This window comes from Paraburkholderia sp. CI3 (assembly GCF_050436505.1).
Lineage (GTDB): Bacteria > Pseudomonadota > Gammaproteobacteria > Burkholderiales > Burkholderiaceae > Paraburkholderia > Paraburkholderia tuberum.
Genome location: NZ_JBNDMI010000004.1, coordinates 3,372,538 through 3,395,903, shown reverse-complemented (window position 1 = coordinate 3,395,903; position 23,366 = coordinate 3,372,538). Strand labels below are relative to the sequence as shown.

24 protein-coding genes are annotated in these 23,366 nt (G+C 66.5%); 4 read left to right on the top strand and 20 right to left on the bottom strand.

What is annotated here, in order from left to right; translation table 11 throughout:
- Positions 1–55: 55 nt before the first annotated feature.
- The 7 genes from OKW29_RS37060 to OKW29_RS37030 form a co-directional block, all read right to left on the bottom strand.
- Positions 56–1,405, bottom strand: a complete 1,350-nt coding sequence (locus OKW29_RS37060; protein WP_018419283.1) for a sigma-54-dependent transcriptional regulator — start codon at positions 1,403–1,405, stop codon at positions 56–58.
- A 31-nt stretch (positions 1,406–1,436) separates the two neighbouring features.
- On the bottom strand, positions 1,437–3,455 hold the full coding sequence (locus tag OKW29_RS37055) for a sensor histidine kinase (RefSeq protein ID WP_429294427.1): 2,019 nt from the start codon (positions 3,453–3,455) through the stop codon (positions 1,437–1,439).
- Between the two features lie 45 nt (positions 3,456–3,500).
- The gene (locus OKW29_RS37050; protein WP_184068582.1) at positions 3,501–4,781 is read right to left on the bottom strand and encodes a dicarboxylate/amino acid:cation symporter; all 1,281 of its coding nucleotides are present in this window, start codon (positions 4,779–4,781) and stop codon (positions 3,501–3,503) included.
- Positions 4,782–5,157: 376 nt separating this feature from the next.
- Positions 5,158–5,910, bottom strand: a complete 753-nt coding sequence (gene ugpQ, locus OKW29_RS37045; RefSeq protein WP_429294426.1) for a glycerophosphodiester phosphodiesterase — start codon at positions 5,908–5,910, stop codon at positions 5,158–5,160.
- 111 nt (positions 5,911–6,021) lie between these two features.
- A complete protein-coding gene (lipA, locus tag OKW29_RS37040; RefSeq protein ID WP_429294425.1) occupies positions 6,022–7,029 on the bottom strand; it encodes a lipoyl synthase in 1,008 nt (335 codons plus the stop codon).
- A gap of 13 nt (positions 7,030–7,042) precedes the next feature.
- On the bottom strand, positions 7,043–7,768 hold the full coding sequence (gene lipB, locus OKW29_RS37035; protein ID WP_429294424.1) for a lipoyl(octanoyl) transferase LipB: 726 nt from the start codon (positions 7,766–7,768) through the stop codon (positions 7,043–7,045).
- Positions 7,769–7,887: 119 nt separating this feature from the next.
- Positions 7,888–8,214, bottom strand: coding sequence for a DUF2917 domain-containing protein (locus OKW29_RS37030; protein ID WP_184002639.1), 327 nt, complete (start codon positions 8,212–8,214; stop codon positions 7,888–7,890).
- A 98-nt stretch (positions 8,215–8,312) separates the two neighbouring features.
- Between OKW29_RS37030 and OKW29_RS37025 the strand changes: the two genes are divergently transcribed.
- Positions 8,313–9,296: a transcriptional regulator GcvA gene (locus tag OKW29_RS37025; RefSeq protein WP_184068593.1), complete on the top strand. Its 984-nt coding sequence runs from the start codon at positions 8,313–8,315 to the stop codon at positions 9,294–9,296.
- Between the two features lie 19 nt (positions 9,297–9,315).
- On the opposite strand, the gene OKW29_RS37020 is transcribed toward OKW29_RS37025, so the two are convergent.
- The 10 genes from OKW29_RS37020 to OKW29_RS36975 form a co-directional block, all read right to left on the bottom strand.
- Positions 9,316–9,585: a DUF493 family protein gene (locus OKW29_RS37020; RefSeq protein ID WP_129960330.1), complete on the bottom strand. Its 270-nt coding sequence runs from the start codon at positions 9,583–9,585 to the stop codon at positions 9,316–9,318.
- Complete coding sequence (locus OKW29_RS37015) at positions 9,557–10,516, bottom strand: D-amino acid aminotransferase (protein ID WP_429294423.1); 960 nt, start codon at positions 10,514–10,516, stop codon at positions 9,557–9,559. Before OKW29_RS37015 ends, OKW29_RS37020 begins: the two co-directional genes overlap by 29 nt.
- A 13-nt stretch (positions 10,517–10,529) precedes the next feature.
- Positions 10,530–11,759, bottom strand: a complete 1,230-nt coding sequence (locus tag OKW29_RS37010; RefSeq protein WP_429294422.1) for a D-alanyl-D-alanine carboxypeptidase family protein — start codon at positions 11,757–11,759, stop codon at positions 10,530–10,532.
- Between the two features lie 321 nt (positions 11,760–12,080).
- Positions 12,081–12,725: an alpha/beta hydrolase gene (locus tag OKW29_RS37005; protein ID WP_090802833.1), complete on the bottom strand. Its 645-nt coding sequence runs from the start codon at positions 12,723–12,725 to the stop codon at positions 12,081–12,083.
- A 26-nt stretch (positions 12,726–12,751) separates the two neighbouring features.
- Complete coding sequence (locus OKW29_RS37000; protein ID WP_090802831.1) at positions 12,752–13,075, bottom strand: (2Fe-2S) ferredoxin domain-containing protein; 324 nt, start codon at positions 13,073–13,075, stop codon at positions 12,752–12,754.
- A 104-nt stretch (positions 13,076–13,179) separates the two neighbouring features.
- Positions 13,180–14,337 (bottom strand): VanZ family protein, encoded by a 1,158-nt coding sequence (locus tag OKW29_RS36995; RefSeq protein WP_429294421.1) that lies wholly within the window; start codon positions 14,335–14,337, stop codon positions 13,180–13,182.
- Between the two features lie 31 nt (positions 14,338–14,368).
- Entirely contained in the window at positions 14,369–14,995 is a 627-nt protein-coding gene (locus OKW29_RS36990) for an ABC-type transport auxiliary lipoprotein family protein (RefSeq protein WP_429294420.1), read from the bottom strand.
- A gap of 30 nt (positions 14,996–15,025) precedes the next feature.
- The gene (locus tag OKW29_RS36985; protein ID WP_429294419.1) at positions 15,026–15,994 is read right to left on the bottom strand and encodes an MlaD family protein; all 969 of its coding nucleotides are present in this window, start codon (positions 15,992–15,994) and stop codon (positions 15,026–15,028) included.
- Positions 15,995–16,040: 46 nt separating this feature from the next.
- Positions 16,041–16,919: an ABC transporter ATP-binding protein gene (locus OKW29_RS36980; protein WP_184002655.1), complete on the bottom strand. Its 879-nt coding sequence runs from the start codon at positions 16,917–16,919 to the stop codon at positions 16,041–16,043.
- Entirely contained in the window at positions 16,916–18,049 is a 1,134-nt protein-coding gene (locus OKW29_RS36975; protein WP_429294418.1) for an MlaE family ABC transporter permease, read from the bottom strand. Before OKW29_RS36975 ends, OKW29_RS36980 begins: the two co-directional genes overlap by 4 nt.
- A 146-nt stretch (positions 18,050–18,195) precedes the next feature.
- Here OKW29_RS36975 and OKW29_RS36970 point away from each other — a divergent pair, with 146 nt between their 5' ends.
- The 3 genes from OKW29_RS36970 to OKW29_RS36960 all read left to right on the top strand — a co-directional run bounded on the left by OKW29_RS36970 (position 18,196) and on the right by OKW29_RS36960 (position 20,369).
- Complete coding sequence (locus tag OKW29_RS36970) at positions 18,196–19,134, top strand: biotin--[acetyl-CoA-carboxylase] ligase (RefSeq protein WP_090802821.1); 939 nt, start codon at positions 18,196–18,198, stop codon at positions 19,132–19,134.
- Entirely contained in the window at positions 19,131–19,970 is an 840-nt protein-coding gene (locus tag OKW29_RS36965) for a type III pantothenate kinase (RefSeq protein ID WP_429294417.1), read from the top strand. Before OKW29_RS36970 ends, OKW29_RS36965 begins: the two co-directional genes overlap by 4 nt.
- A 159-nt stretch (positions 19,971–20,129) precedes the next feature.
- Complete coding sequence (locus OKW29_RS36960; RefSeq protein ID WP_090802818.1) at positions 20,130–20,369, top strand: hypothetical protein; 240 nt, start codon at positions 20,130–20,132, stop codon at positions 20,367–20,369.
- A gap of 67 nt (positions 20,370–20,436) precedes the next feature.
- Here the strand turns inward: OKW29_RS36960 and rfaE2 are convergent, their stop codons facing one another.
- From rfaE2 to OKW29_RS36945, 3 genes are all read right to left on the bottom strand, one after another.
- Positions 20,437–20,919, bottom strand: a complete 483-nt coding sequence (rfaE2, locus tag OKW29_RS36955; RefSeq protein ID WP_429294416.1) for a D-glycero-beta-D-manno-heptose 1-phosphate adenylyltransferase — start codon at positions 20,917–20,919, stop codon at positions 20,437–20,439.
- 160 nt (positions 20,920–21,079) lie between these two features.
- A complete protein-coding gene (locus OKW29_RS36950; protein WP_184026492.1) occupies positions 21,080–21,958 on the bottom strand; it encodes a ferritin-like domain-containing protein in 879 nt (292 codons plus the stop codon).
- A 539-nt stretch (positions 21,959–22,497) separates the two neighbouring features.
- Positions 22,498–23,289, bottom strand: a complete 792-nt coding sequence (locus OKW29_RS36945; protein ID WP_429294415.1) for a PhaM family polyhydroxyalkanoate granule multifunctional regulatory protein — start codon at positions 23,287–23,289, stop codon at positions 22,498–22,500.
- Positions 23,290–23,366 lie beyond the last annotated feature (77 nt).

The following is a 23,366-nucleotide window of genomic DNA, read 5'->3' as shown; positions in this document are numbered from 1 at the left end:
GCGCAACCAGATCCCCACGCGCCGGCGCAACCTCCCGCCGCCGGCGTCCGCCTCCTCACCGCTCCCCTTCCCCTTTGGCCGCAAGGCCATATCGCTTGATCTTCTCGTAGAGCGTCGCCTTGCCGAGCTGCAGCCGGTCCGCCGCGACCGCGACCACGCCGCCCGCCTGCTCCAACGCCTCGGCGATCATCGCGCGCTCGAACTGCTCGACACGCTCCTTCAGCGGATGGGTGGCCCCGCCGTCTTCGCCGAACGACAGCACTGGTTCGTCGGCGATGCCGAGCACGAAGCGGTCGGCGGCATTACGCAGCTCGCGCACGTTGCCCGGCCAGTCTCGCTGCATCAGACTCGCACGTTGGCGATCGGTGAGCATCGGCGCCGGCCGCTGATAACGGACGGCAGCATCCAGCAGGAAATGCTCGAACAGCGGCACGATGTCCTCGCGACGCTCGCTCAAAGGCGGCAGCGCGATCGTCACCACGTTGAGCCGGTACAGCAGATCGCGCCGGAACGAGCCATCCGCGACGTGCTCGGCCATGTCGCCTTTTGCAGCCGCGACCACGCGGCAATTGACGCGAATCGGCTGATTCGAGCCGAGCCGTTCCAGCACGCCGTCCTGCAGCACGCGCAGCAGCTTGACCTGCAGCGCGAGCGGCATGCTCTCGATCTCGTCGAGAAACAGCGTGCCGCCCGACGCATGTTCGAGCTTGCCGATCCGCCGTTTGGCCGCGCCGGTGAACGCGCCCGGCTCGTAGCCGAACATCTCCGATTCGAACATCGGCTCGGGCAGCGCGCCGCAGTTCACCGCGATGAACGGCTTGTCACGCCGCGGCGACAGCTCGTGCAGGCTGCGCGCGATCAGCTCCTTGCCCGCGCCGGTATCACCGTTGATCAGGACGGACGCATCGGTCGGCGCGACGTTGGCGATCAGCCGCCGCACCTGCTCGATCGCCGGACTGCGGCCGATGATGCGCGGCGCGACCGCGTTCTGCCCGGCCAGCTCACGGCGCAGCGCGAGGTTTTCGAGCACGAGCTTGCGGCGCTCCAGCGCGCGCCGCACGGTTTCGATCAGCCGCTCGGACGCGAACGGCTTTTCGATGAAGTCGTAGGCGCCGTCGCGCATCGCCTGCACGGCCATCGAGATATCGCCGTGGCCGGTGACCAGAATCACCGGCACGTCGGGCGCGCGCTCGTGGCACTGCGCGAGCAGGTCGAGACCGCTCGCGCCGGGCAGCCGGATATCGCTGACGATCACGCCGGAGAAGTCCGCGCTGATCAGCTTCGCCGCGGCCTCGACCGACGCATGGCCGACCACGTCGAAGCCCGCCAGTTGCAGGCTCTGCACGCTCGCGCGGCGCACCAGTTCGTCGTCTTCGATATACAGCACTTGCAGGCCGTCGTTCATTGCGTGTTCCGGGTGATGCTTCGGGGTGAAATCAGGAGCCCGCGGTCAGCGAATCCTGCGAGGGGCTGGTCTGCACACGCGCGCGACGCAGCGTCAACACGAATGATGCGCCACCGTGCGGCGCGTTGCGCGCGACGAGCGAGCCGCCGCAATCGCGCGCGATCGACGATGAAATCGCGAGGCCAAGGCCGAGCCCCTGGCCCATTTCCTTCGTCGTGAAAAACGGTTCGAACAGGTGCGGCAACACGTCGTCGGGAATGCCGGGGCCGTTGTCGCCGACCGCGATCGACAGGTTTGCGACGCCGGCCTCCACCTCGACCGTGATACGCGGCGGGTTCATGCCGGCGGTTGCGTCGAGCGCGTTGCCGAGCAGGTTGATCAGCACCTGTTCGAGCCGCAGATCGTCGCAATTCGCGACCAGCTCCGGATGATCGTCGGCGAGATTCAGCGGCGTACGCGCGCTGCCTGCCGCAGCGGCGGCGTCGGTGTCGGTGTCGGCCGCGATATCGATCAGCACGAACTCGAGTTCGACGCCCTGCAGGCGCTTTTGCAGCAGCGCGACGACGTTGCGCAGGGCCCGCACGATCGACGCGCGCGCGCTGCGCGGCCGCGCGCGGCCGACGAACAGCTTCAGCTGGTTCGTGATCTTGCCCATGCGCTCGGTGAGCGCCGCGATCGCTTCGAGATTCTCGCGCGCCGATGCCTGATCGCCGCGTTCGAGCAGCACGCGCGTGTTATCGGAAAAACTGCGCAGCGCGGCGAGCGGTTGGTTCAGCTCGTGCGTGATGCCGGCCGCCATCTGACCGAGCGCGGCCAGCTTGCTCGCCTGGATCAGTTCGTCTTGCGCGGCGCGCAGTTCCTGCTCGGCGCGTGTACGCTCGGCGACTTCCTTGTGCAACTGCTCGTTCGCCTCGGACAGATCGGCGGTGCGCTCGGCGACGCGCTGGTTCAGCTCGGCATAGGCCTTCTGCAGCAGCGCGCGGCTGCGCATCATTTCGCGCACACGCGCGCGCCGCATGCGCCAGTAGAACGCGAGCAGCACCAGCGACACATAGCCGAAGCCGGTGACGATGGTCGCCTTGCGCGCGTCGGCATCGACCGGATCGACCGGCGACATCGTGATCAGATGCCAGTCCGGCTCGCCCATGGCGTGACGCGACGCGAGGAAGCGCGGCGCGGAGCGCCCGCCGCCGATACGCAGGATCTGCGCATTGCCTTCGAGCATGCGCTCGACCGTCACCGGTAGCGGCTCGATCGGCTGCTGCGCGTACTGGCGAGCCTGGTAGATCGAATTGGCGATCTGGCCGGGCAGCGGCCGAATCGTGTGGTACTTCCATGCCGGCACCGACGACAGGAAGATCACGCCATGATCGTCGGTGACGACGAGCGGCTCGGACGCGTCCACGCCCTGAAACCATTCGAGATCGAGCTTGACGACCGCCACACCGACGATCTTGCCGTCGCGCCGCACCGGCTGCGAGATGTAGTAGCCGGGCGCCTGCGAAATCGTGCCGATGCCGAAGAAGCGGCCGACGCCGCCTTTCATCGCATCGACGAAATACGGCCGGAACTGATAGCCCGCGCCGACGAAGCTGCCCGGCCCGCGCCAGTTGCTGGCGGCGATGCAGTAGCCGTCGAGCGAAATGATGTAGGTGACCGTCGCGCGCGCGTGGCGGTTCAAGTCTTCGAGATAGAGATTCGCGCGCTTGACGTTGGCGGGATTCGGATCGATCAGCACGTCCTGCACGATCGGATGCTCGGCGAGCAGATACGGCAGCGATTCGTAGCGTTCGAGCGTGCTCTTGAGCGCGCTCGCGGTGCGCTCGGCGCGCACGGCGGCGTTGCGCCGCAGCGTGTCGACACCGCTTTTCCACGCAAGGTTGTAGGTGAGCCAGCATGCCGCCGCGAGCCCGGCTGCGAGCGCGAAGAGAATCAGCAGGCGGCGGGTCACCTTGGCAAAGTCCGATCGATGTGCATCGGACATTGTGGCATAGGGCGGCAAGGCGTCGCCGGCAGACGCCTCGGAAGGTCGCGCGGACGCCGGTTTCATGCTTAAGCGTCCGCGCTGGTCACGACAGGGTTGGCGAGGCGCGACTCAAACGCCGGCCGGCTCTTTGACCGCCACCTCGCCGCGCAGCACCTTGTTCAGCTTGCTGCGATCGAGCTCCTTTTCCCAGGCCGACACGACGACCGTCGCGACACCGTTGCCGACGATGTTCGTCAGCGCGCGGCACTCGCTCATGAACCGGTCGATGCCAAGGATCAGCACCATGCCCGACAGCGGAATCGTCGGCACCACGGCCAGCGTCGCCGCGAGCGTGATGAAGCCCGCGCCGGTCACGCCGCTCGCACCCTTCGAGGTCAGCATCGTCACCGCGAGCAGCGTCAGCTGCTGGCCCCACGTGAGGTCGGTGTTGGTCGCCTGAGCGATGAACAGCACCGCCATCGTCATGTAGATGTTGGTGCCGTCGAGGTTGAACGAGTAGCCGGTCGGCACCACGAGGCCCACCACCGAGCGCGAGCAGCCGAGCTTTTCGAGTTTCAGCATCAGCTGCGGCAACGCGGCTTCGGACGAGCTCGTGCCGAGCACGATCAGCATCTCTTCCTTGATGTATGCGACGAAACGCAGGATGTTGAAGCCCACCGCCCGCGCGATCGCGCCGAGCACGACCACCACGAACACGATCGAGGTCAGATAGAACGTGCCGACCAGCTTGAGCATCGGCAGCAGCGAGCCGATGCCGTACTTGCCGATCGTGAAGGCCATCGCGCCGAACGCGCCGATCGGCGCGAGCTTCGTGATGATGCGCACCATGCCGAACAGGATGTGCGAGAGCCCTTCGATGAAGTTGGTCACCGGCTTGCCCTTCTCACCGGCCGTCGCGAGCACGGCGCCGAACAGCAGCGCGATCAGCAGGATCTGCAGGATCTCACCCTGCGCGAACGCCGACAACAGCGTGTCCGGAATGATGTGCATGAAGAAGTCGACCGTCGACTGGCCGTGCGCCTTCGCGGCATACGACGCAACCGCGCGGCCGTCGAGCGAGGCCGGATCGACGTTGAAGCCGGCGCCGGGTCGCAGCAGGTGCGTGGCGGCGAGGCCGAGCACCAGCGCGAAGGTCGAGACGATTTCGAAGTACAACAGCGCCTTGCCGCCGACGCGTCCAACCTTCTTCATGTCCTCCATGCCGGCGATGCCCGTCACGACCGTGCAGAAGATGATCGGCCCGATCACCATCTTGATCAACTTGATGAAGCCATCGCCGAGCGGCTTCATGTCGATGGCGAGGTTCGGGTAGAAATGCCCGAGTACGATGCCGATGATGATCGCCACGATCACCTGGACGTACAGCACTTTATGGATAGGTTTCTTCACGATGGTTCCTGCGAGGGATATGAGCTGATGACCCGCCGCGAGGCGCGACACGCGAACGAAACGTCGTCGCGCGGGCACACGTTGGCGGACCGCTGCAAAGACGACGAATTCAGAAATACCGGGAAGGGAAATCGGACATTTTGTCTCCTTGCTTTTTTGTCGGGCCGTGGCGGCCACGCGCTTTCTTTCGCAAGGTCGATGCCAGTTTGATTTCAGACTGGAAGCCTTGATTTTTATGGGTTTTCCTGCACAGCTCGGCGCGCGCCGTCCGGGTTTCCGGAAATCCGGACCAGCGCCGTCGGGGAATCCGGAATTCGGTGCGCGCGCGTTTGCGGGGAAACCCGCAGGGGTTTGTGCAGAGCTTGCGAGCGCAACGTCACGTCAACAGATCGATCCGGTCCGTGCAGATCATGTCGACGCCCCATTCTTCGAGCAACCGCGCGCGCGCCGGATCGTTCACCGTGTAGGCGAGCACGCGCAGCCCGGCCGCGCGGATCTGCGCGACCAGCGGTTCGCTCAGATAGCGGTGACTCGCGTGCAGCGAGACGCAGTCGAGTTCGCGCGCGATGCGCAGCCAGTCCGCCGGCACCCGCTCGAACAGCATGCCGCGCGGCAGCGACGGCGCGGCATCGCGCGCGGCGGCGAGCGCGTCGAACGAAAACGACGACACCAGCGGCGGCGTCTGTCCTTGCCAAAGCTCGAGCGCGCCCCGGGCGACCAGTGCGCCGGTGATGACTTCGCGGCCCGGACACGGCTTGATCTCGATGTTCGCCGCGATGCCGTCGCGCGCGCAACGCTCGGCCGCGTCGGCCAGCGTCGGCAGCCGCGTGCCGGCGAACTCCGCGCCGCGCCACGCGCCGGCATCCAGAGCGGCGAGTTGCTGCCATGTGTGCGTGGCCGCCGGCCCGTGGCCGTTGGTCGTGCGATCGAGCGTGTCGTCATGCAGCAGGAACAGCGCGTTGTCGGCGGACAGCTTCGCGTCGAATTCGACCATGCGATAGCCATAGCGCACGCAGGCGTCGAAACCGGCCAAGGTGTTTTCCGGCGCGAGCGTACCGCCGCAGCGGTGCGCGATCAGCCGCGGATAAGGCCATTGTGCGGAGGTCCCGCGATCCATCGGGGTTGCCACGTGTCGTTTCCTTGCTGATAGAAGAGCGGTCTATGAAAAAAGCCCGCACATCGGCGGGCTTTTCGTTTCTGCGGGCGCGAAGCGAGGCAACAGCGGCGAGGCGCGAGCGCGTCAGACCACGCCGGCTCCATGCGCCTGCACGTCGGCGTGATAGCTCGAACGAACCATCGCGCCCACCGCGGCGTGCGTGAAGCCCATCTTGTACGCCTCTTCCTCGTACATCTTGAAGGTGTCCGGATGCACGTAAGCGCGGACCGGCAGATGGTGCTCCGACGGCTGCAGGTACTGGCCGATCGTCAGCATGTCGACGTCGTGCTCGCGCAGATCGCGCATTACCTGCAGGATTTCCTCTTCGTTTTCGCCGAGGCCGACCATCAGGCCGGACTTGGTCGCGACGTGGGGATGCAGCGCCTTGAAGTCCTTCAGCAGCTTCAGCGAATGCGCGTAATCCGACCCCGGGCGCGCTTCCTTGTACAGACGCGGCACCGTTTCGAGGTTGTGGTTCATCACGTCGGGCGGCGCCGCATTCAGGATGCCGAGCGCACGGTCGAGGCGGCCACGGAAGTCCGGCGTCAGGATTTCGATACGCGTTTGCGGCGACAACTCGCGCGTCTGACGGATACATTCGACGAAGTGCGCCGCGCCACCGTCGCGCAGATCATCACGGTCGACGCTGGTGATCACCACGTACTTCAACTTCAGCGCAGCGATGGTGCGCGCGAGGTTGGCCGGTTCGTCGGCGTCGAGCGGATCGGGACGGCCGTGGCCGACGTCGCAGAACGGGCAGCGGCGCGTGCACTTGTCGCCCATGATCATGAAGGTCGCGGTGCCCTTGCCGAAACATTCGCCGATGTTCGGGCAGCTCGCCTCTTCACACACCGTGTGAAGATTGTGCTCGCGCAGGATCTGTTTGATCTCGTAGAAGCGCGAATTGCCGGTGGCCGCCTTGACGCGGATCCAGTCCGGTTTCTTCAGCTTTTCGATCGGAACGACCTTGATCGGGATGCGCGCGGTCTTGGCTTGCGCTTTCTGCTTCGCGGTAGCGTCGTAGGCGGCGGGGGCCGGCACGCCTTCGGGCGCGGGGGTGGCTGCTGCGGAATTCGCGGTTACGTCAGTCATTCGTTCGATCCAGTCAGGCGGTGAGCGCACCGGCCTGCGGTTGGGCGACGGCCGCGGGATTGCCGTCGAGGTTTGCGGTGAGACTTGCTGCGAGGGTACGGGCCACGTCGTCCCAGCCGGCGGCGATGCCGAGCGTCGCCATGTCGACTGTTTCGAGCCCCGCGTAGCCGCATGGATTGATCGCGAGAAACGGCCGCAGGTCCATGTTCACGTTCAGACTCACGCCGTGATAGCTGCAGCCGTTGCGGATTTTCAGGCCAAGCGCCGCGATCTTGGCGCCGGCATGGAGCCCGGCGTCGGGCCCAGGCGCCACGTAGATGCCGGGGGCGCCCGCCTTGCGTTCTCCGGCGAGATTATACGCCGCGAGGGTGTCGATCACGGCCTGCTCGATCCGGGTGACCAGCTCGCGCACCATCAGCTTGCGCCGGCGCAGGTCGAGCAGCAGATAGGCGACCACCTGGCCGGGCCCGTGATACGTGATCTGCCCGCCGCGGTCGACCTTGACGAGCGGAATGTTGCTGTCTGCCGTGAGCAGGTGCGCCGGATCGCCGGCCTGGCCGAGCGTGAAGACGGGCGGATGTTCGACGAGCCAGATTTCGTCGGCGGTGTCGGCGGTGCGTGCGTCGGTGAAGGCGCGCATCGCGTCGAAACTGGCTTCGTAGGGTTCGCGGCCGAGCCAGCGCAGCATGGGCGGCTCGATGGCAGGTAGAGGAGACGGAGAGACCGGGGTGGCGCACATGATTCCGGGAGTTTACCGAAATCTCGGAAACCGCGCCCGCGGCCACCGGGAACCTGCACAGCCGGGGCCGGTACCCTGCCGGCCCCGGCGTCATGCACGGCTTTTGCGCCGCGCCACCGTCAAACGGTGCGCCAGCCGCCGCGCACACGCATCATCCAGCGCTCGCCGATGCGAGCGAGCCAGTTCAGCGCGCGCTCGTCGCAGCGCGTCGGCACCGAGAACGTGACCTTCGCAAACGTGGCGCCCTCGGCGCTGAGCCAGAGCCGCTCGCCGCGCCGCAGATGCAGCGTCTGCCCAGGCTGCAGCCAGTAGTCCTTCGTGTCGTCGCTGCGCGTGACCCACACTGCGCCGCCATGCACGCGCAACTTCGTGCTGCGCGCGACCTTCAGCGGCAGCGTGTCGCCAGTGCGGATTTCATATGCAATGCTAGAGGAAATTTCTCGCATGAAGCCCTCGCCAAAAATCGTTTCATGACTAGAATCCTAGGTGCAGCAAGGACTTGGGCAAAACGATCAATTTTCACGTCTATGTGAGAAATATTGCGATGGACCTGCGTCAACTCCCCGCCCTGAACGCGATCAAGGCGTTCGAAGCCGCCGCCCGCCACGAAAGCTTTTCGCGCGCCGCCGACGAGCTGTTCGTCACGCACGGCGCGGTCAGCCACCAGATCCGCGCGCTCGAGGCCGAGCTCGGCGTGTCGCTGTTCGCGCGCGACGGCAAGCGCGTGCGCCTCACCGAAACCGGCCGTCGCTACGCCACCCAGGTGCGCGCCGCGTTGATGGAGCTCGCCGACGCGACTCGCGCGATCCGTGCCGGCGACCGCGAGCGGCGCCTCGTGATATCGATGCTGTCGTCGTTCGCGGCACGCTGGGTGACGCCGCGCATCGGCAGCTTTATCGAGGCAAATCCGCAGTGGGATCTCGAGTTGCTGACCACCAATGCGCTGACGGACTTCGCGCGCGACGACGTCGACGTCGCGATCCGTTTCGGCTTCGGCAAATATCCGGGGCTGCACGCCGAGCTGCTGCTCGACGAGATTTTCTTCCCCGCCTGCTCGCCCAACTTCAACGGCGGCAAGCTGCCGCAAACCCCGGCCGATCTCGCCAAAGTCCCGCTGCTGCGCTCCGACGACGAGCTATGGCGCCCATGGTTCGACGCCGCCGGCCTCACCGACTGGCCGGAGCCGAAGCGCGGCGTGCTGTATCAGGATTCGTCGAATCTGTTGCAGGCGGCCGTCGACGGCCAGGGGGTCGCGCTGACGCGCCGCTCGCTCGCGATGCACGAAATCGCGGCGGGCCGGCTCGTGCGGCTCTTTGATGTGGATGGGCCGAGCCCGTGGCAATACTATTTGGTCTGCCTGCCGCAGATGCTGGGGACCGCGCGGGTCAAGGCGTTTCGCGACTGGTTGTTCGACGAGGTGGCGCGCTTCAGGCTGCTGTTCGATCTCGCCTGCGAGGCGGGTCCCGCGGCAAGCGCGCGCCTGGCGGCGCAGGGAGTGACGGCGGACGCGTTGCGCGTCGCGCCGTAAGTTGAAAAACCGCGCGGTGTTACAGCACGACCTTGACCATCGGATGGCCGGTCAGCGCGCGATAGATGTCGTCGAGATGCGCGCGGCTCGTCGCCCGCACGTGGACGGTCAGCCCCGTGTAGGTGCCGCTGCTCGACGGCCGCGTCTCGACGCGCGACGCATCGACCTCGCTATCGAACACGCGCACCACTTCGACGATCGTCGCGGCAAACTCGGGGTGCGATTTGCCCATGATCTTGATCGGGAAATCGCAGGGGAATTCAAACAGTGAGTCGTTCTCGGGATTCATTCTCTACTCCTTCTTCCGCCGCAGCGGCTTCAGCCGCCTTGGCTCGCTGATACGCCGCATACAGCTGCCCAAACACCGCGCCCGGGCGGCCCGCGCCGACCGGCGCGTCATCGAGCCGCGTGACCGGCAGCACTTCCCTGGTCGCCGAGCTGACGATGATTTCATCGGCCGCGCGCACTTCAGCTTCGGTGATGTCGCGCGCTTCGAAGCGGATACCGCATTCGGCCGTCAGCTCCTCGATGAGCCCATAGCGGATCCCTTCGAGAATCCTGTTGCTGCGCGGCGGCGCGGCCAGCACGCCATCCTTCACGATCCACACGTTCGACGACGACCCTTCGGTCAGCAAACCATCGCGGAACTGCAGCGTCTCAAAGGCGTCGTTTTCGGCCGCGTATTGCGCCATCAGCACGTTGCCGAGCAGCGACACCGACTTGATGTCGCAATTGAGCCAGCGACGATCCTCGGCGCTCACGCACGGGACACCGCTTGCGCGCTGCGCGGCGGCGGGCAGGTTCAGCGCGGTGACCATCACGAACACGGTCGGCTTCACGCCGGCCGGAAATGCGTGAGCGCGCTTCGCGACGCCACGCGTGACCTGGATGTATGCGATCGCGTCCTGATCGGCACGCAAGCCGCCGTCCGTTTCGTTGGCCTCGGCCACGCGTCCGATCAGCGCGCGCCAGCCAGCGTCGTCGAGCGGATTGGCGATGCCGATCTTGCCGACCGAGCGCGCGAGACGCGCCAGATGCTGCTTCAGACGAAACGCGGTGCGCCGTCCGCTCGCGTGCGCGTACAACGGCGCCACTTCGTAAATGCCGTCGCCGAAAATGAAGCCGCGGTCGAGCACCGGCACGCGCGCTTCGGACAACGGCACCAGGTCGCCGTTCAGATGAACGATCGGGTCCGGCGAAACCTCGGAGACAACGGTCATTGCGACGTAGCCCTTACTTTTTCTTGTTGAACATCAGCATCAGCGAATCCCACACGCGGCCCACCACACCGGCTTGCTGCACCGGCTGCAGCGCGACCACCGGGAATTGCGCGAGCACCTTGCCGTCGGCGACGAGCTTGGCGGTGCCGATCTGCTGGCCGTTGGCGATCGGCGCGACGAGCGGATCGTTGAGTTCGATCTGCGGCTTCGCCTTGTCGGCGGCGCCCTTCGGCAGCGTGATGTACTGGTCGCTTTTCACGCCAACCTGCACGCTGTCCTGCGAACCCTTGTAGACGCGCGGCGTGGCCACGACCTGGTTCGCCTTGTACAGACGCGTCGTGTCGTAGGCGGTGTAGCCGTAGTTCAGCATCTTCAGGCTGTCCTGCACGCGGTCGTGCTCCTTGGTCTCGCCCATCATCACCGAGACGAGACGGCGCGACGCGTCGGTCGTGCCCGGCAGCGGACGCTTCGCGCTCGCGATCAGGCAGTAGCCGGCCGCTTGCGTGTGACCGGTCTTCAGACCGTCGACGGTCGGGTCGATCCACAGCAGACGGTTGCGGTTCGGCTGCTTGATCTTGTTGTACGTGAATTCCTTGACCGAGAAGATGTTGTAGTACTCGGGATAGTCGCGAATCAGGCGGGCCGACAGGATCGCGAGATCGCCCGCGGTCGTGTAGTGCTGCGGGTCGGGCATGCCGTTCACGTCGGCGAAATGCGTGTGCGTCATGCCGAGCTTTTGCGCCTCCTTGTTCATCATGTCGACGAACTGCGCCTCGCTGCCGCCCACCAGTTCGGCGAGCGCAATTGCCGCGTCGTTGCCCGACTGCACGATCATGCCGTACACGAGGTCGTGCACGGTCACCGGCTTGAGCGCCTCGATGAACATGCGCGATTCGTCGTTGCGCACGCGCCGCACGGCTTCGCTCGGCTCGATGCTCTGATCCATCGTGATCTTCTTCGTGTCGAGCGCCTCGAACACGAGATACGCGGTCATCAGCTTGGTCAGCGACGCCGGCTCGACACGCTCGTCGGCATTGGCGGACGCGAGCACCTGGTTGCTGGTCGCGTCGACGAGCACCCACGAGCGCGCGTTGACGCCCGGCGGCGGCACCTGCGCGAACGCGGTGCTGGCGACGAGCGTGGCCGGCAGCACGAGGCCGACGGCGACGGCGCGATTGAGCGAAGCGGGAATGAAAGAAGCGAGTGACGGGAATGACGTGCGGCCAGAGGAGGAGAAACGCATAGGATCGATTCGTGCAGAAAAATACGTTGCGCGACAGCGCGCGGAGTTGGGGGAGCCGGTCGGCGGGGCATCTGACCGTAAAACGGCGGGCGCCCGTTGGACTGATGGCGACGCAATCGGTTCGCGAGCGCAGCGCTGCGCACCCGGCCGCGCCCTCCCGCGAAATGATTCCGCGGCGCGCGATTCTGCCGGCTGGGCGGCGCTGTGCCCAAAAAAAGAGCGCCCATTATACGCGCGCTACCTGGTCAGCTTCGCGCGCGTGTCGTCGATTTGCACACGTTTGCGCGCACCTGTCCCCCGCAAAATGCGCGTCGCGCGTTTTCAGCGCCAGGCGTCGACGATGATCCGCTTCAGGATGTGAAGCTTGCGATGCAGAAAGTGCTCGGCGCCCGGAATCACGACGACCGGCAGTTCCTGCGGCCGCGCCCAGTCGAATACGGACTGGACGGGAACGGTCTCGTCGACTTCGCCGTGGATCACGAGTGTGCTTTCGGGCACGGGTGCGACGTCCCAGCGGCTCGCCGCGGTACCGACGAACACGATGCGCTCGATTTCCCGGCCTTCATCGCGCAGCTTCGCCGCGACGTGCGACAGCACCACAGTGCCGAACGAAAAGCCCGCCAATACGAGCGGCAGATCGCCGTAGTCCGGATCTGCGCGCATGTGCTCGAGCACCGCGCGCAGATCGTCGCGCTCGCCGACGCCCGCGTCGTGCTCGCCCTGGGTCTGGCCGACGCCGCGGAAATTCGACCGGTAAGTGACGTAGTTCAGCTGCACGAGCGTGCGCGCGAGGGTCTGCGCGACCTTGTTGTCCATCGTGCCGCCAAACAGCGGATGCGGATGCGCGACGAGCGCGATGCCGCGTGGCGCGGCGCCTTTTTCGCGCACGCCGTCGGGCAGGTCCAGCGCGACCTCGATCTTGCCGACCGGGCCGTCGATCAGATACTTCTTCGTGTTGACGTTCATCGCGATGGATCGTTTTGTGGTTCGCGTTATTGATCGATCTTCAGACGCTCGACGATCTTGCCGTTCGCAAGATGCGATTCGACGATCTCGTCGATGTCGCTCTCGTCGACGTAGGTGTACCAGACCGCCTCGGGATACACGACGAGCGTCGGGCCCAGTTCGCAGCGATCGAGGCAGCCGGCCTTGTTGATGCGCACCTGGCCGGGCCCGGCGAGGCCGAGTTGCTTCACGCGTTGTTTCGCGTATTCCTGCATCGCCTGTGCGTTGCAGTTCGCGCAGCTCGGACGCTCGGCGCCGGGGTCGCGTTGATTCAGACAGAAGAAAACGTGGTGCTTGTAGAAGGAATCCATGATGTTCGGGAGGCGAGCCTGAAAGGAAGTGCAATGGCGGTGCGGACGATTATAGCGGCCGGGCTGTGCAGGCGTCGGGGTCTGGCGGCCGGCGCGCAAGCACGTCACGCCCGCCTCGCGCGCCGCTTGAGCCACGCCCGCTCGACCGCGAAAGCGAGCCACACCAGCGCCGCATAGGGCCATATCCATGCGAGCCAGCGCGCGAGCCCGTTGAAATGCAGATAGCGTCCCTGCCGCCAGTCGGCGAGCACGGCGTCGAAATACGGGTTCACCGGCAGCAGATTGACGAACACGAGTGCGACGACCAGCGCGACCCCGGCGAGCGTCGCACGCAACCGCCGCCGCAGCGGCAGCGCGACGAGCGCCGCGACGGTGCCGCACACGAGTCCGATTAGCGCGCCGGGCGTCGCCCAGTCGAACGCGAGGCCCGATTGCGATTGCAGGAACGTCGCGCCGGCCTTCACGCACAAGGTCGCGACGATGAACACGAACAGCAGGCGCACGCGTGGCGCATGACGGCGCGCCGGCAGCGATGCAAGCGCGAGCGCCGCGAACAGGTTCAGCGCCGTAATCAGCGCTTCCCATGTGTCGTCGTCCAGCCACGCGGCGGCCGCCGCCGGCCATGCGCCGACATGCCACGCGGACGGCGTCCACGCGAGCAGCGCGTCCTGGGTAGCCGGATCGACGCTCAGCCACAGCGCGCGCGGCCAGTTGCCGAGACCGAACAGACGCGGCGACGGATACATCGTCGCAAACGGCCACGCGGCGACGAGGCACGCGAGCGTCGCATGGCCGCGCTCGAACCACAGCAACCGCAAACGCCTGAGCAGGCCGCGGTCGAGCAGCGCGCCGGTCAACGGCGACATCACCGCCGCGCCGACGAGCGCGCCCAGCGTGTTGGCGGCGAGATCGAGATTGGAGGCGACGCGTATCGGCAGATAGGTCTGCACGGCTTCCATCGTGCCTGACAGCAGACCGCCCAACACGAACGCGAGCGCGACGGCCAGCGTGCCGCGCCAACGCGGGTACACCGCGAGCACCACCAGCGCGCCGAACGGCATATAGCCGAGCACGTTGGTGACGACGTCGAACGCCGTCAGGTACTGCGGCATCGGATCGAACAGATAGGCGAACGGCGTGATGCCGAGCGAGCGCCAGCCCGAGAACGGATACCACGACCCGTAGACGATCAGCGCCGTGTAAAGCAGCAGCGCCTGACGGGCCAGCGTCGACGGGCGGCGCAGCCAGGGGCGTTCGCTCATGCAGCGCTCCGTTGCGTGCGCTGCCCGCCCGTCATTGCGCGGCGACCAGCGCCTGCGAGCCGAGCCACGTGGTGATCTGCGCGACGAGGTCGTCGCTGGCCGCGGCGAGCGCCCGCGCGCCGCCGGCCGCATCCGCCGAATGCGCGGGCGCGTGCGCGACGAAGGTCTGCTGGCCGATCACCTTGCCGCCCTGCATCAGCGTCGCGCGCGCGATGATCGCGCCGTGGCTGTCCGTCTGGCTGTCGAACACCTGCTCGAACTCGGTCAGATCGACCCGCAGCACCGGCGCGCTCACGCCGTCCGCGCCCGTCAGCACGGTGCCGCGCTCGCTCAGCGCGTTGCGCAGGCGCTGCGTCAGCAGTTGCGACGGCATCATCGTCCAGTGGCTGTTGGCGTAGGCGGCCGTCTGCTGCGCGTCGGCGTAGCTCAGCCGATAAGTCATCCGGTCGGATTCGAGCACGGACGGCGCGCTGACCTGCAGCACCTTGACGGCCGGCAGCCGGCTCGCCGCGGCGGCCTGCGGCGGTGGTCCGAAGTCGTAGCGGACGTCCGACACCACCGCGGACGTGCCCGCGCAGCCCGCCGCCAGCACGCCGAACGCGAGCAGCGCCGCGAACGCGGCGCGCGAGGACAACAGTCGGTGAATCGAGCGTGACATGGGCATCTTCCTCTGTTCTAGCCTGCGGATTTAGTGAGCTGCCGGCGCGGCGGCGGCGGGCCACGCGAAGCCGGCCTCGCCCGGACCCGGCGCCGGGCGCGGCGCGCCGAACAGCACGCTGCGCGGATTGGTGTTGAAGGTGTCGGCGGCGCGGTCGATCGATTGCGCCGCCGCGCGCGCGTCCTCGGTCAGCGAATCGACGCGCGGCAGCGTCTCGAAGCCGACCTGCGCGGACAGGTCCTGTAGCGACGTGTTCATCTGCGTGAGCGCATCGCCCGCCTGCTGCGCGGCCGTGCCGACCTTGTTCAGATTGCGCTCGAGGGGCCCGTCCGGACGGTTCAGGTTCGTGATCATCTGGTTGGTCGACGCGAGCGTGTGGTTCAGTTGGTCGACCGTGCCGGGCAGCTTGCTGGCGACGGGCGCCATCTCACGAGTCAGCGTCGCGACGCCCGAGGCCGCCTGCGCGATGCTCGCCGCCGTGTCGTGCAGCTGCGCGACCATTTCCGGCGACAGCATGTTGTTCAAGTTGTCGGTGACTTTTTCGAGCTTGCGCAGCAGCACGTCGCCGCGTCGCTGCAACTGGTCGAACAGACCCGGGCGCATCGGCAATTGTGCGACCTTTTGGGCTGACGACGGCAGCGGGGTCAGATCGCGCCCGGTATCGTCGAGCTGGATGAACGCGATGCCGGTCACGCCCTGCAAGCCGAGGCTGCCGAACGTCGAATGCGTGATCGGCGCGTGCTCGTCGACCATGATGCGGATCAGGATCTCCCCCGGATGTGTCGGATCGAACTTGATCGACTGCACACGGCCGACGTCGAGCCCGCGAAAGCGCACCGCCGCGTCCGCAAAGAGGCCGTTCACGCTGGTGCGCGCGATCAGGTCGTACGGCACCCGCACGGTGCGGTCGACGTTGAACAGATACGCCGCCAGCGCGATCGCCGCCGTCAGCACGACCGTGAAGAGCCCGGCCCAGAACGCATGCGCTTTGTTTTCCATTGTCAGTTTCCCTGGTTCATAGCGGCCTGGTTCATGGCGGCCGGCCTCATAGCGGCAACTCGGACGACGCCGGCTCGAGCGCCGCCGGCGGCAGCTTCGCGCGGCGCTCCGGCGGCAGCGCCTGCAGCGCGCGGCGCCCGCGCAGGCCGAGGAAATATTCGTGGATGAACGGATGGTCGACGCCCGCGGCCTCCTCGACCGGCGCGTTGACGAGCACTTTGCGATCGGCCAGCACGGCCACGCGTGTCGACAGTGCGACCATCGTATCGAGATCGTGCGTGATCATCACGACCGTCAGACCGAGCGCGCGATGCAGCCCCGAGATCAGCTCGACGAATTCGTCGGACGCCTCCGGGTCGAGGCCGGCGGTCGGTTCGTCGAGGAACAGCAGTTCGGGTTCGAGCGCGATCGCGCGCGCGATGCCAACCCGCTTGATCATGCCGCCCGACAGCGCCGATGGCATCTTCGACGCGTGCTTGCACGGCAGCCCGACCATTTCGAGCTTCAGCATCACGATGTCGCGCAGCAGGTCTTCGGGCACCTTGCCGAGCTCGCGCACCGGTTGCGCGACGTTGTCGAACACCGACAGCGACGAGAACAGCGCGCCGCGCTGGAACAGCATGCCGGAGCGGCTGCGCATCAGCAGCGCGGTGTCGGGCGAGATCGTTGCGAGGTCTTCGCCGAACAGCTTGATCGTGCCCCTCGACGGGCGCTCGAGGCCGAGAATCTGCCGCACCAGCGTGGTTTTGCCCGAGCCCGAGCCGCCGACGATCGACACGATCTCGCCGCGCCGCACGTCGAGGCTCAGATGCTGATGCACGATGTTGCGGCCGTAGCGCTTGGTGATGTCGATCACCTCGATCACCGGCTCGGCGATCGACGGTACGGGTTGGCCGCGTACGGCTTCGGTGAGTGGCGCGATCATCCTAGCCCCACATTCTGAAAGAGGATCGCGAACACCGCGTCCGCGAGAATCACGATGGTGATCGACGTGACCACCGAGGTCGTCGTGCCTTCGCCGAGACTCTGCGAATTGGCTTTGATACGGAAGCCGAAATGACAGCCGGCGATCGCGATCAGCATGCCGAATACCGCGCCCTTGCCAAGCCCGATCCACAGGTTCGCGATCGGCACGACGTTCGGCAGCTGGCGCGCGAAGAAGCTCATGTCGATGCCGAGCACGAGCTTCGCGGCGAGCGCGCCGCCCGTCAACGAGACCACGTTGGTCCACATCACGAGCAGCGGCATCGCGACGGCCAGTGCGATCACGCGCGGCAGGATCAGCCGCAGGCCGTGCGGGATGCCCATTACGCGCATCGCGTCGAGCTCCTCGGTCACGCGCATCACGCCGATCTGCGCGGTGATCGCCGAGCCCGAGCGGCCCGCCACCAGAATCGCCGACAGCACCGGGCCGAGTTCACGAATCACCGCGAGGCCGAGAATATTGACGATGAACTGGTTCGCGCCAAACACGCGCAATTGCTGTGCCGACAGATAGCTCAACACGATGCCGATCAGGAACGCGACCAGCGCGGTGATCGGCAGCGCGCGAGCGCCGGCGTTGTAAATGTTCGCGGAGATTTCGGTCCACGGCGTGAGTTTCGGCTTGCGCACGATCGCGAGCAGATCGAGCACCACGCGCCCGAGCATCGTGACGCCGCCCTGCATATGCTCGACGAACGAGAAGAGGCTGAGGCCGAGCCGCGTGAACGGATCGAGGCGCGTGACCGGCTCTGCGCTCTCGCGCACCGTGTCGAGCAGCGCGATGCGCTCGAAGATGTCGCGCTGCGTGTCGGTGAGCGCGGTGCCGGGCGGCATCTTGCGGCCCCACACGCGCCACAGCGCCTGGCCGCCGACGTGGTCCATCCTGTCGACGCGCGACAGGTCCCACTCGCCGATGCCCTGCGCGCCGGTCAGCGAAACCAGTTGCGGAATCACGTGCCCGGTGTCGCGATCGCGCGCGAGCGCGAGCGCCGTCCACTGGCCCGAGAGACGGACGATCTTGCCTTGGCTGCCGGCCGCGACTTCAAGGCCGGGCGGAGTGTCATTGTTCAAGGATCGCGTGAATCTGGTTATCGGATTAGCGGCCATTGTAACGAAGGCTCGGCCGCCGGTCCGCACTGATGCACATCGATCGGCGTCGCCGTTCACCGCTGCGCATTCGAGTCCCGGGCGGAGTCGCTGTGGCTACAATATGGGACATGAATGCCTCCAAGACTCCCGCCTCCCCGTCCGCAGCGACAAGCGCGGCACCAGCCTCGTCGTCGGCTTCGACCGACTGGCGCATCGATCGCGAACGCGCGGTCAAGCTGTTCGGCGCGCATGCGCATGACTGGCCGATCGAAATCGTCGAAGAAACCGGCTCGACCAACGCCGACTTGATGACCCACGTGAAAGCCCTGCCGCGCCGCGCGAACGCGCTGCCGCGGCCGATCGTGCGCGTCGCGTATCTGCAGACCGCCGGGCGCGGCCGCCGTGGGCGGCCGTGGTACGCGGAGCCCGGCAACGCGCTGCTGTTTTCGGTCGCGTGCGTCTTGCCGCGACCGCTCGAAGGGCTCGGGGGCTTGAGTCTCGCGGTGGGCGTCGCGCTCGTCGACGGGCTGCGCTCGCTGCCGGTCGCGGGTCCCGGACAGATCGCGCTGAAGTGGCCGAACGACGTGCTGCTCGAAGGCGACAAGCTCGCCGGCATCCTGATCGAAACCGCGTGGAGCACCGACGACGCGAGCGCGGTCGTGATCGGCATCGGCACCAACGTGAAAGGCGCCGACGAACTCGCGGCGAAGGTGGGCGCGCTGAACGCCGAGGTACCGCCGCAGGCGCTCGGCACCGTGCCGACCGCGTTGCAACGCGCGCTGCCGAACGCGAATCTGACCGATACGCTGGCAGCCGAATTGAACGCGCTCGAACCGATGCTGCAGCGCTTCGGCGCCGAAGGCTTCGCGCCGTTCCAGCCGCGCTGGAACGCGGTGCATGCTTACGCGGGCCGCGACGTCGTGCTGCTCGAACAAGGCCAGGAGCTCGCGCGCGGCGTGGCGGCGGGCGTTGACGAGCGTGGCCAGTTGCTGCTCGATACGGCTGAGGGCCGCCAGAGCATCGCGACCGGCGACGTGTCGCTGCGCCTCGCCCACGGTGTCGCATGAGTCAGCGCGCGCCATATCTGCTGATCGACGCGGGCAATAGCCGGATCAAGTGGGCGCTGGTGCAGCCCGATGGGACGCAGTTGGCGAGCGGCGCGCTCGCGCATGACGACCTTGCCGGGCCACGCGCGCGGTCGGGTGCGCAAGCCGGTTGGACTGACTGGCCGGCGCCATGCGGCGCGTGGCTCTCCAACGTCGCGGGCGCGGAGGTCGCGACGCACATCGCGGCGCTCGTCGACGCGCACTGGCCGCGACTGCCGCTCGCGACGATCCGCGCAAGTGCCCGTCGATGCGGCGTGACCAATTGCTACACGACACCGGACTCGCTCGGCAGCGACCGCTGGGCTGGCATGATCGGCGCGCACGCGACCTTTCCCGGCGAGCATCTGCTGCTCGCGACCTTCGGCACCGCGACGACGCTCGAGGCCTTGCGCGCCGATGGCGCGTTTATCGGCGGATTGATTGCGCCGGGCTGGACGCTGATGATGCGCTCGCTCGGTGAGCACACCGCGCAACTGCCGACGCTCGACGCCGCGCGCGCGCGCGGCCTGCTCGACGCCGCCGATACCACCGGCGCGGGCCGTCGCGGGCCGTTCTTCGCAACGGATACGCCGCGCTCGCTGTCGGCGGGCTGCACGCTGGCGCAGGCCGGATTGATCGAGCGGATGTGGCGGGACCTGCAGGATGAGTGGCAGGTGCCGGTGCGTCTCGTAGTCAGCGGCGGCGCCGCCGACGAAGTGGCGAGCGCCCTGAAAGTGCCGCATACTCGCCACGATTCGCTGGTGCTGTCAGGGCTTGCGCTGATCGCAGCCGAGGATACGGCGCGGCAAAGCGGCTGATTGCCTGCCGTGGCTAGCGTTCGATTCACGACCGGGCGGCGCGTGATGTACGTGTAGAACCTGCGCCTGAGTTGCGCGCAATTCGCCGCCCATTTTCCGAACCCGAGTTTTTCCCGCACGCCCCAGGCTCAACTTCTTTCTGAATTGGAAACACCCACAATGCTTCGCTGGCCGATCGCCATTCTGATTGTTGTCAACGTGCTGGCTTTCGTCGCGCTGCTTGGCGCCTTCGGCCCCACACCCACCGCGAGCGGACGCGAGCCGAATCATCTGAACCGCCAGATTCATCCGGACTGGCTGAAGGTGCGGCCGGTCAGCGCCGCCGATGCGGCCGACCAGGCGGTGGTCGGCGGACCCGCGCCGCAGGCGCCGATTTCGACATCGGAGTTGCCGCAGTAATCAGGTGAGCGACGCGTTCGGTTAGAAGTTCAGCAGTGCGCCGCGCCTTTTGCGGCAACGGGCGGCATCAACCCTGCGTCCGCACCTTCTTCAACAGCGCGGTCGTCGAGCGATCGTGCTCGAACGCAATCGCGAGCGCCTTGCCGCCCCAACCGCGCACGAGCGCCGATTCGGGCAGCGCGTCCATGTCGTAGTCGCCGCCCTTCACGAGCACGTCCGGGCGCAGCGCGGAAATCAGCTCGACCGGCGTCTTCTCGCCGAAGCCCACCACGTAATCGACGCTTTCCAGCGCCGCTAGCAAGGCCATGCGGTCGGCCTCGTTGTTGATCGGCCGGTCGTCGCCTTTGCCGAGCATCCGCACCGACGCGTCGCTATTGACACCAACGATCAGGCACGCGCCCAGCGCCTTTGCGTCGGCCAGATAGGTCACGTGACCACGATGCAGGATATCGAACACGCCGTTCGTCAACACGACGGGCGCGCGCAGCGAAGGACGAAGCTTCACCAGGGCATCGCGCGTCAGAATCTTGCGTTCAAAGATGGCGGTCATCGCACGGTCACAGAGTTGGGGAATTAGGGAGTTGGGGCGTGACGGGAACAGGAATGCCAGGTGCCGTCACGATACACGCTGGTCGGCCCGAAGCAAAACGGTCCGGCAAGCTCACGCTTGCCGGACCGCCGTTTGATACGGTGCTGAAACGCCTGAGTCGTTACGCCGGCTGCTGCTGCGCCGGGTTTTGTTCAGCAGCTTGCAGACGCGCGACCACTTCCTTGCGATAACGGTTCAGTTCCTGCGCGGTGTTGAACGTGCGTTCGAACAGCAGCGACAGGTTGTGCAGAATGCGCTCGATGACCTTCTTTTCCCAGCCGTCGTCGAAACGGATCTGCTCGTCGAGCCAGCGCTCGAGCCATTCCGGATCCGGCAGACGCGACTGGATCGTGTCGCGCGGGAACAGCGCCTGGTTCACGTGCAGGTTGGTGGGGTGCAGCGGCTTTTCGGTGCGACGCGCCGACGCCATCAGCACGCCGATCTTCGCGAACGCGGCACGCGCGATGTCGCCGGTTTGCGCCATCGCCTTCTTCATGTAGCGCAGATACGCGCCGCCGTGGCGCGCTTCGTCTCGCGAGATAGTTTCGTAGATGTGCTTGATGACTGGCTCGGTATGCCATTCGGCGGCGCGGCGATACCAGTGATTCAGGCGGATTTCGCCGCAGAAGTGCAACATCAGCGTTTCCAGCGGCGGTGCGGGATCGAACTCGAAGCGCACTGCGTGCAGTTCCTCTTCGGTCGGGACCAGTTCCGGCTTGAAGCGGCGCAGGTATTCCATCAGCACCAGCGAGTGCTTCTGCTCCTCGAAGAACCACACGCTCATGAATGCGGAGAAATCGCTGTCGTGATGATTGTCACGCAGAAACATTTCCGTGGCGGGCAACGCCGACCATTCGGTAATCGCGTTCATCTTGATCGTCGCCGCCTGCTCGTCGGTCAACAGCGATGCATCGAATTTGTCCCAGGGAATGTCCTTCTCCATGTCCCATCGAACGGATTCGAGCGATTTATAAAGTTCCGGGTAAAGCATGGTGTTCATAGTCCCACCCCTGTTCTGCACATACTGTGTGTGTCTGTTGCTGCTACGTGTAGCCGTTTTTACCTACGACGAGCGGACGTGCCGTTTATCGGCCAAGCATTCAATTTTACGCGTTAATCAGCCGCCCAGAAGCATCAGGCAGCAAAGAAGTCCGGGCTTTTGTATTGGCGCCTGAAGCGTGAATCAGGCGCCGCGGCCAACCGTGGGGGAGGGATACCCTTTGCCTGAGGTCGAGCCAGTCTGGGTCGACAACCGCACCGTCCCGCCCTGCCCCGGTAGCGCCGGCGGCGCATGACGCGAGGGCGGCGGGATTGGTCGTTTTCGGCGCACGCCCCAAAGCCAGATCAAGCTTACACAATGATAGCACGCGCCTCCCACGAAACCCGTGACAGAAGCGGCGCGAGCGCACTGTGGTATTGACTTCTCTCAATAAAGTCGGCGATTCGCGCGGGCGGAAACCGCGGGCGCTGGAATAGGGAGAAACGCAGCCGATCAGTCGCCTTCATCATCGGCCACTGATTCCCGGCGCGCCGTCCGGCTCACGTCGACTTTTTCGGCGTTGCCGCGCTCGTTCCGGCCGCGCGTTTGGCCGACGGCGCGGCGCGCTTCGCCGCCGGCCGTTTGACGGCGGGCTTCGCGTTTTGGGCGGCGGCGCCCGACGCATCGGCGCCCGACGCATCCGCGGCCTTCGACGGTTCCGGCTTGCCCTGCGTGCCCCCGCCCGCCGCGGCGACCGCGACGGACGGCTGCGTCATCGCGAACTGCGCGATCTGGTTGAACTGCGATTGCAGCAGATTCCACCACGCGGACGCATCGAAGCCGGGCGCCGCAGGCGCTTCCTCTTCGTCGCTGTCGGCCTGCGTGGCGCTTTCGGGCCTGGGCTCGGCCGGCTTCGTCCAGCGCGGCGCCGGGGCGGGGCTCGGGGCGGTGTTCGGCGCGCCACTCGCGGCGGCACCCGACGCAGCAGCCGCCGCCTGCGACATCGACGATTGCGCGAACGCGCCGAACGCGCGCAGCGTCGCGAGCGTCGCACGTTGCACTTCGAGCGCCTGGATCGCCGACTGCAGCATGCTCAGATTCAGCTTCAGCCATTGCTCGACCGCGCGCATGTCGGTGATGCGCTTGTCGAGCTCCTCGACGCTCGTGAGCGGCGCCATCATGTCGGACATCATCGACAGCGACGGACTCGTGCCCCCACCCGGCTGCGCGCCCGTCATGGCGGCGCCGAACGGCGACAGCCGAATCATGCTCCACATGCGATCGAGCATTTCAGCGGGCGGAAAACCGGGGAAGCCGGGAAAGGGCGGCGCGGAGCCAGTGGTGTCGGTCATGGTTGTCGCCTCGGTGCTGGATGATAGGTGGAGCGCGCGATGCCGCGCGCGTCGATTCGATCATACCGTGTGGGGTA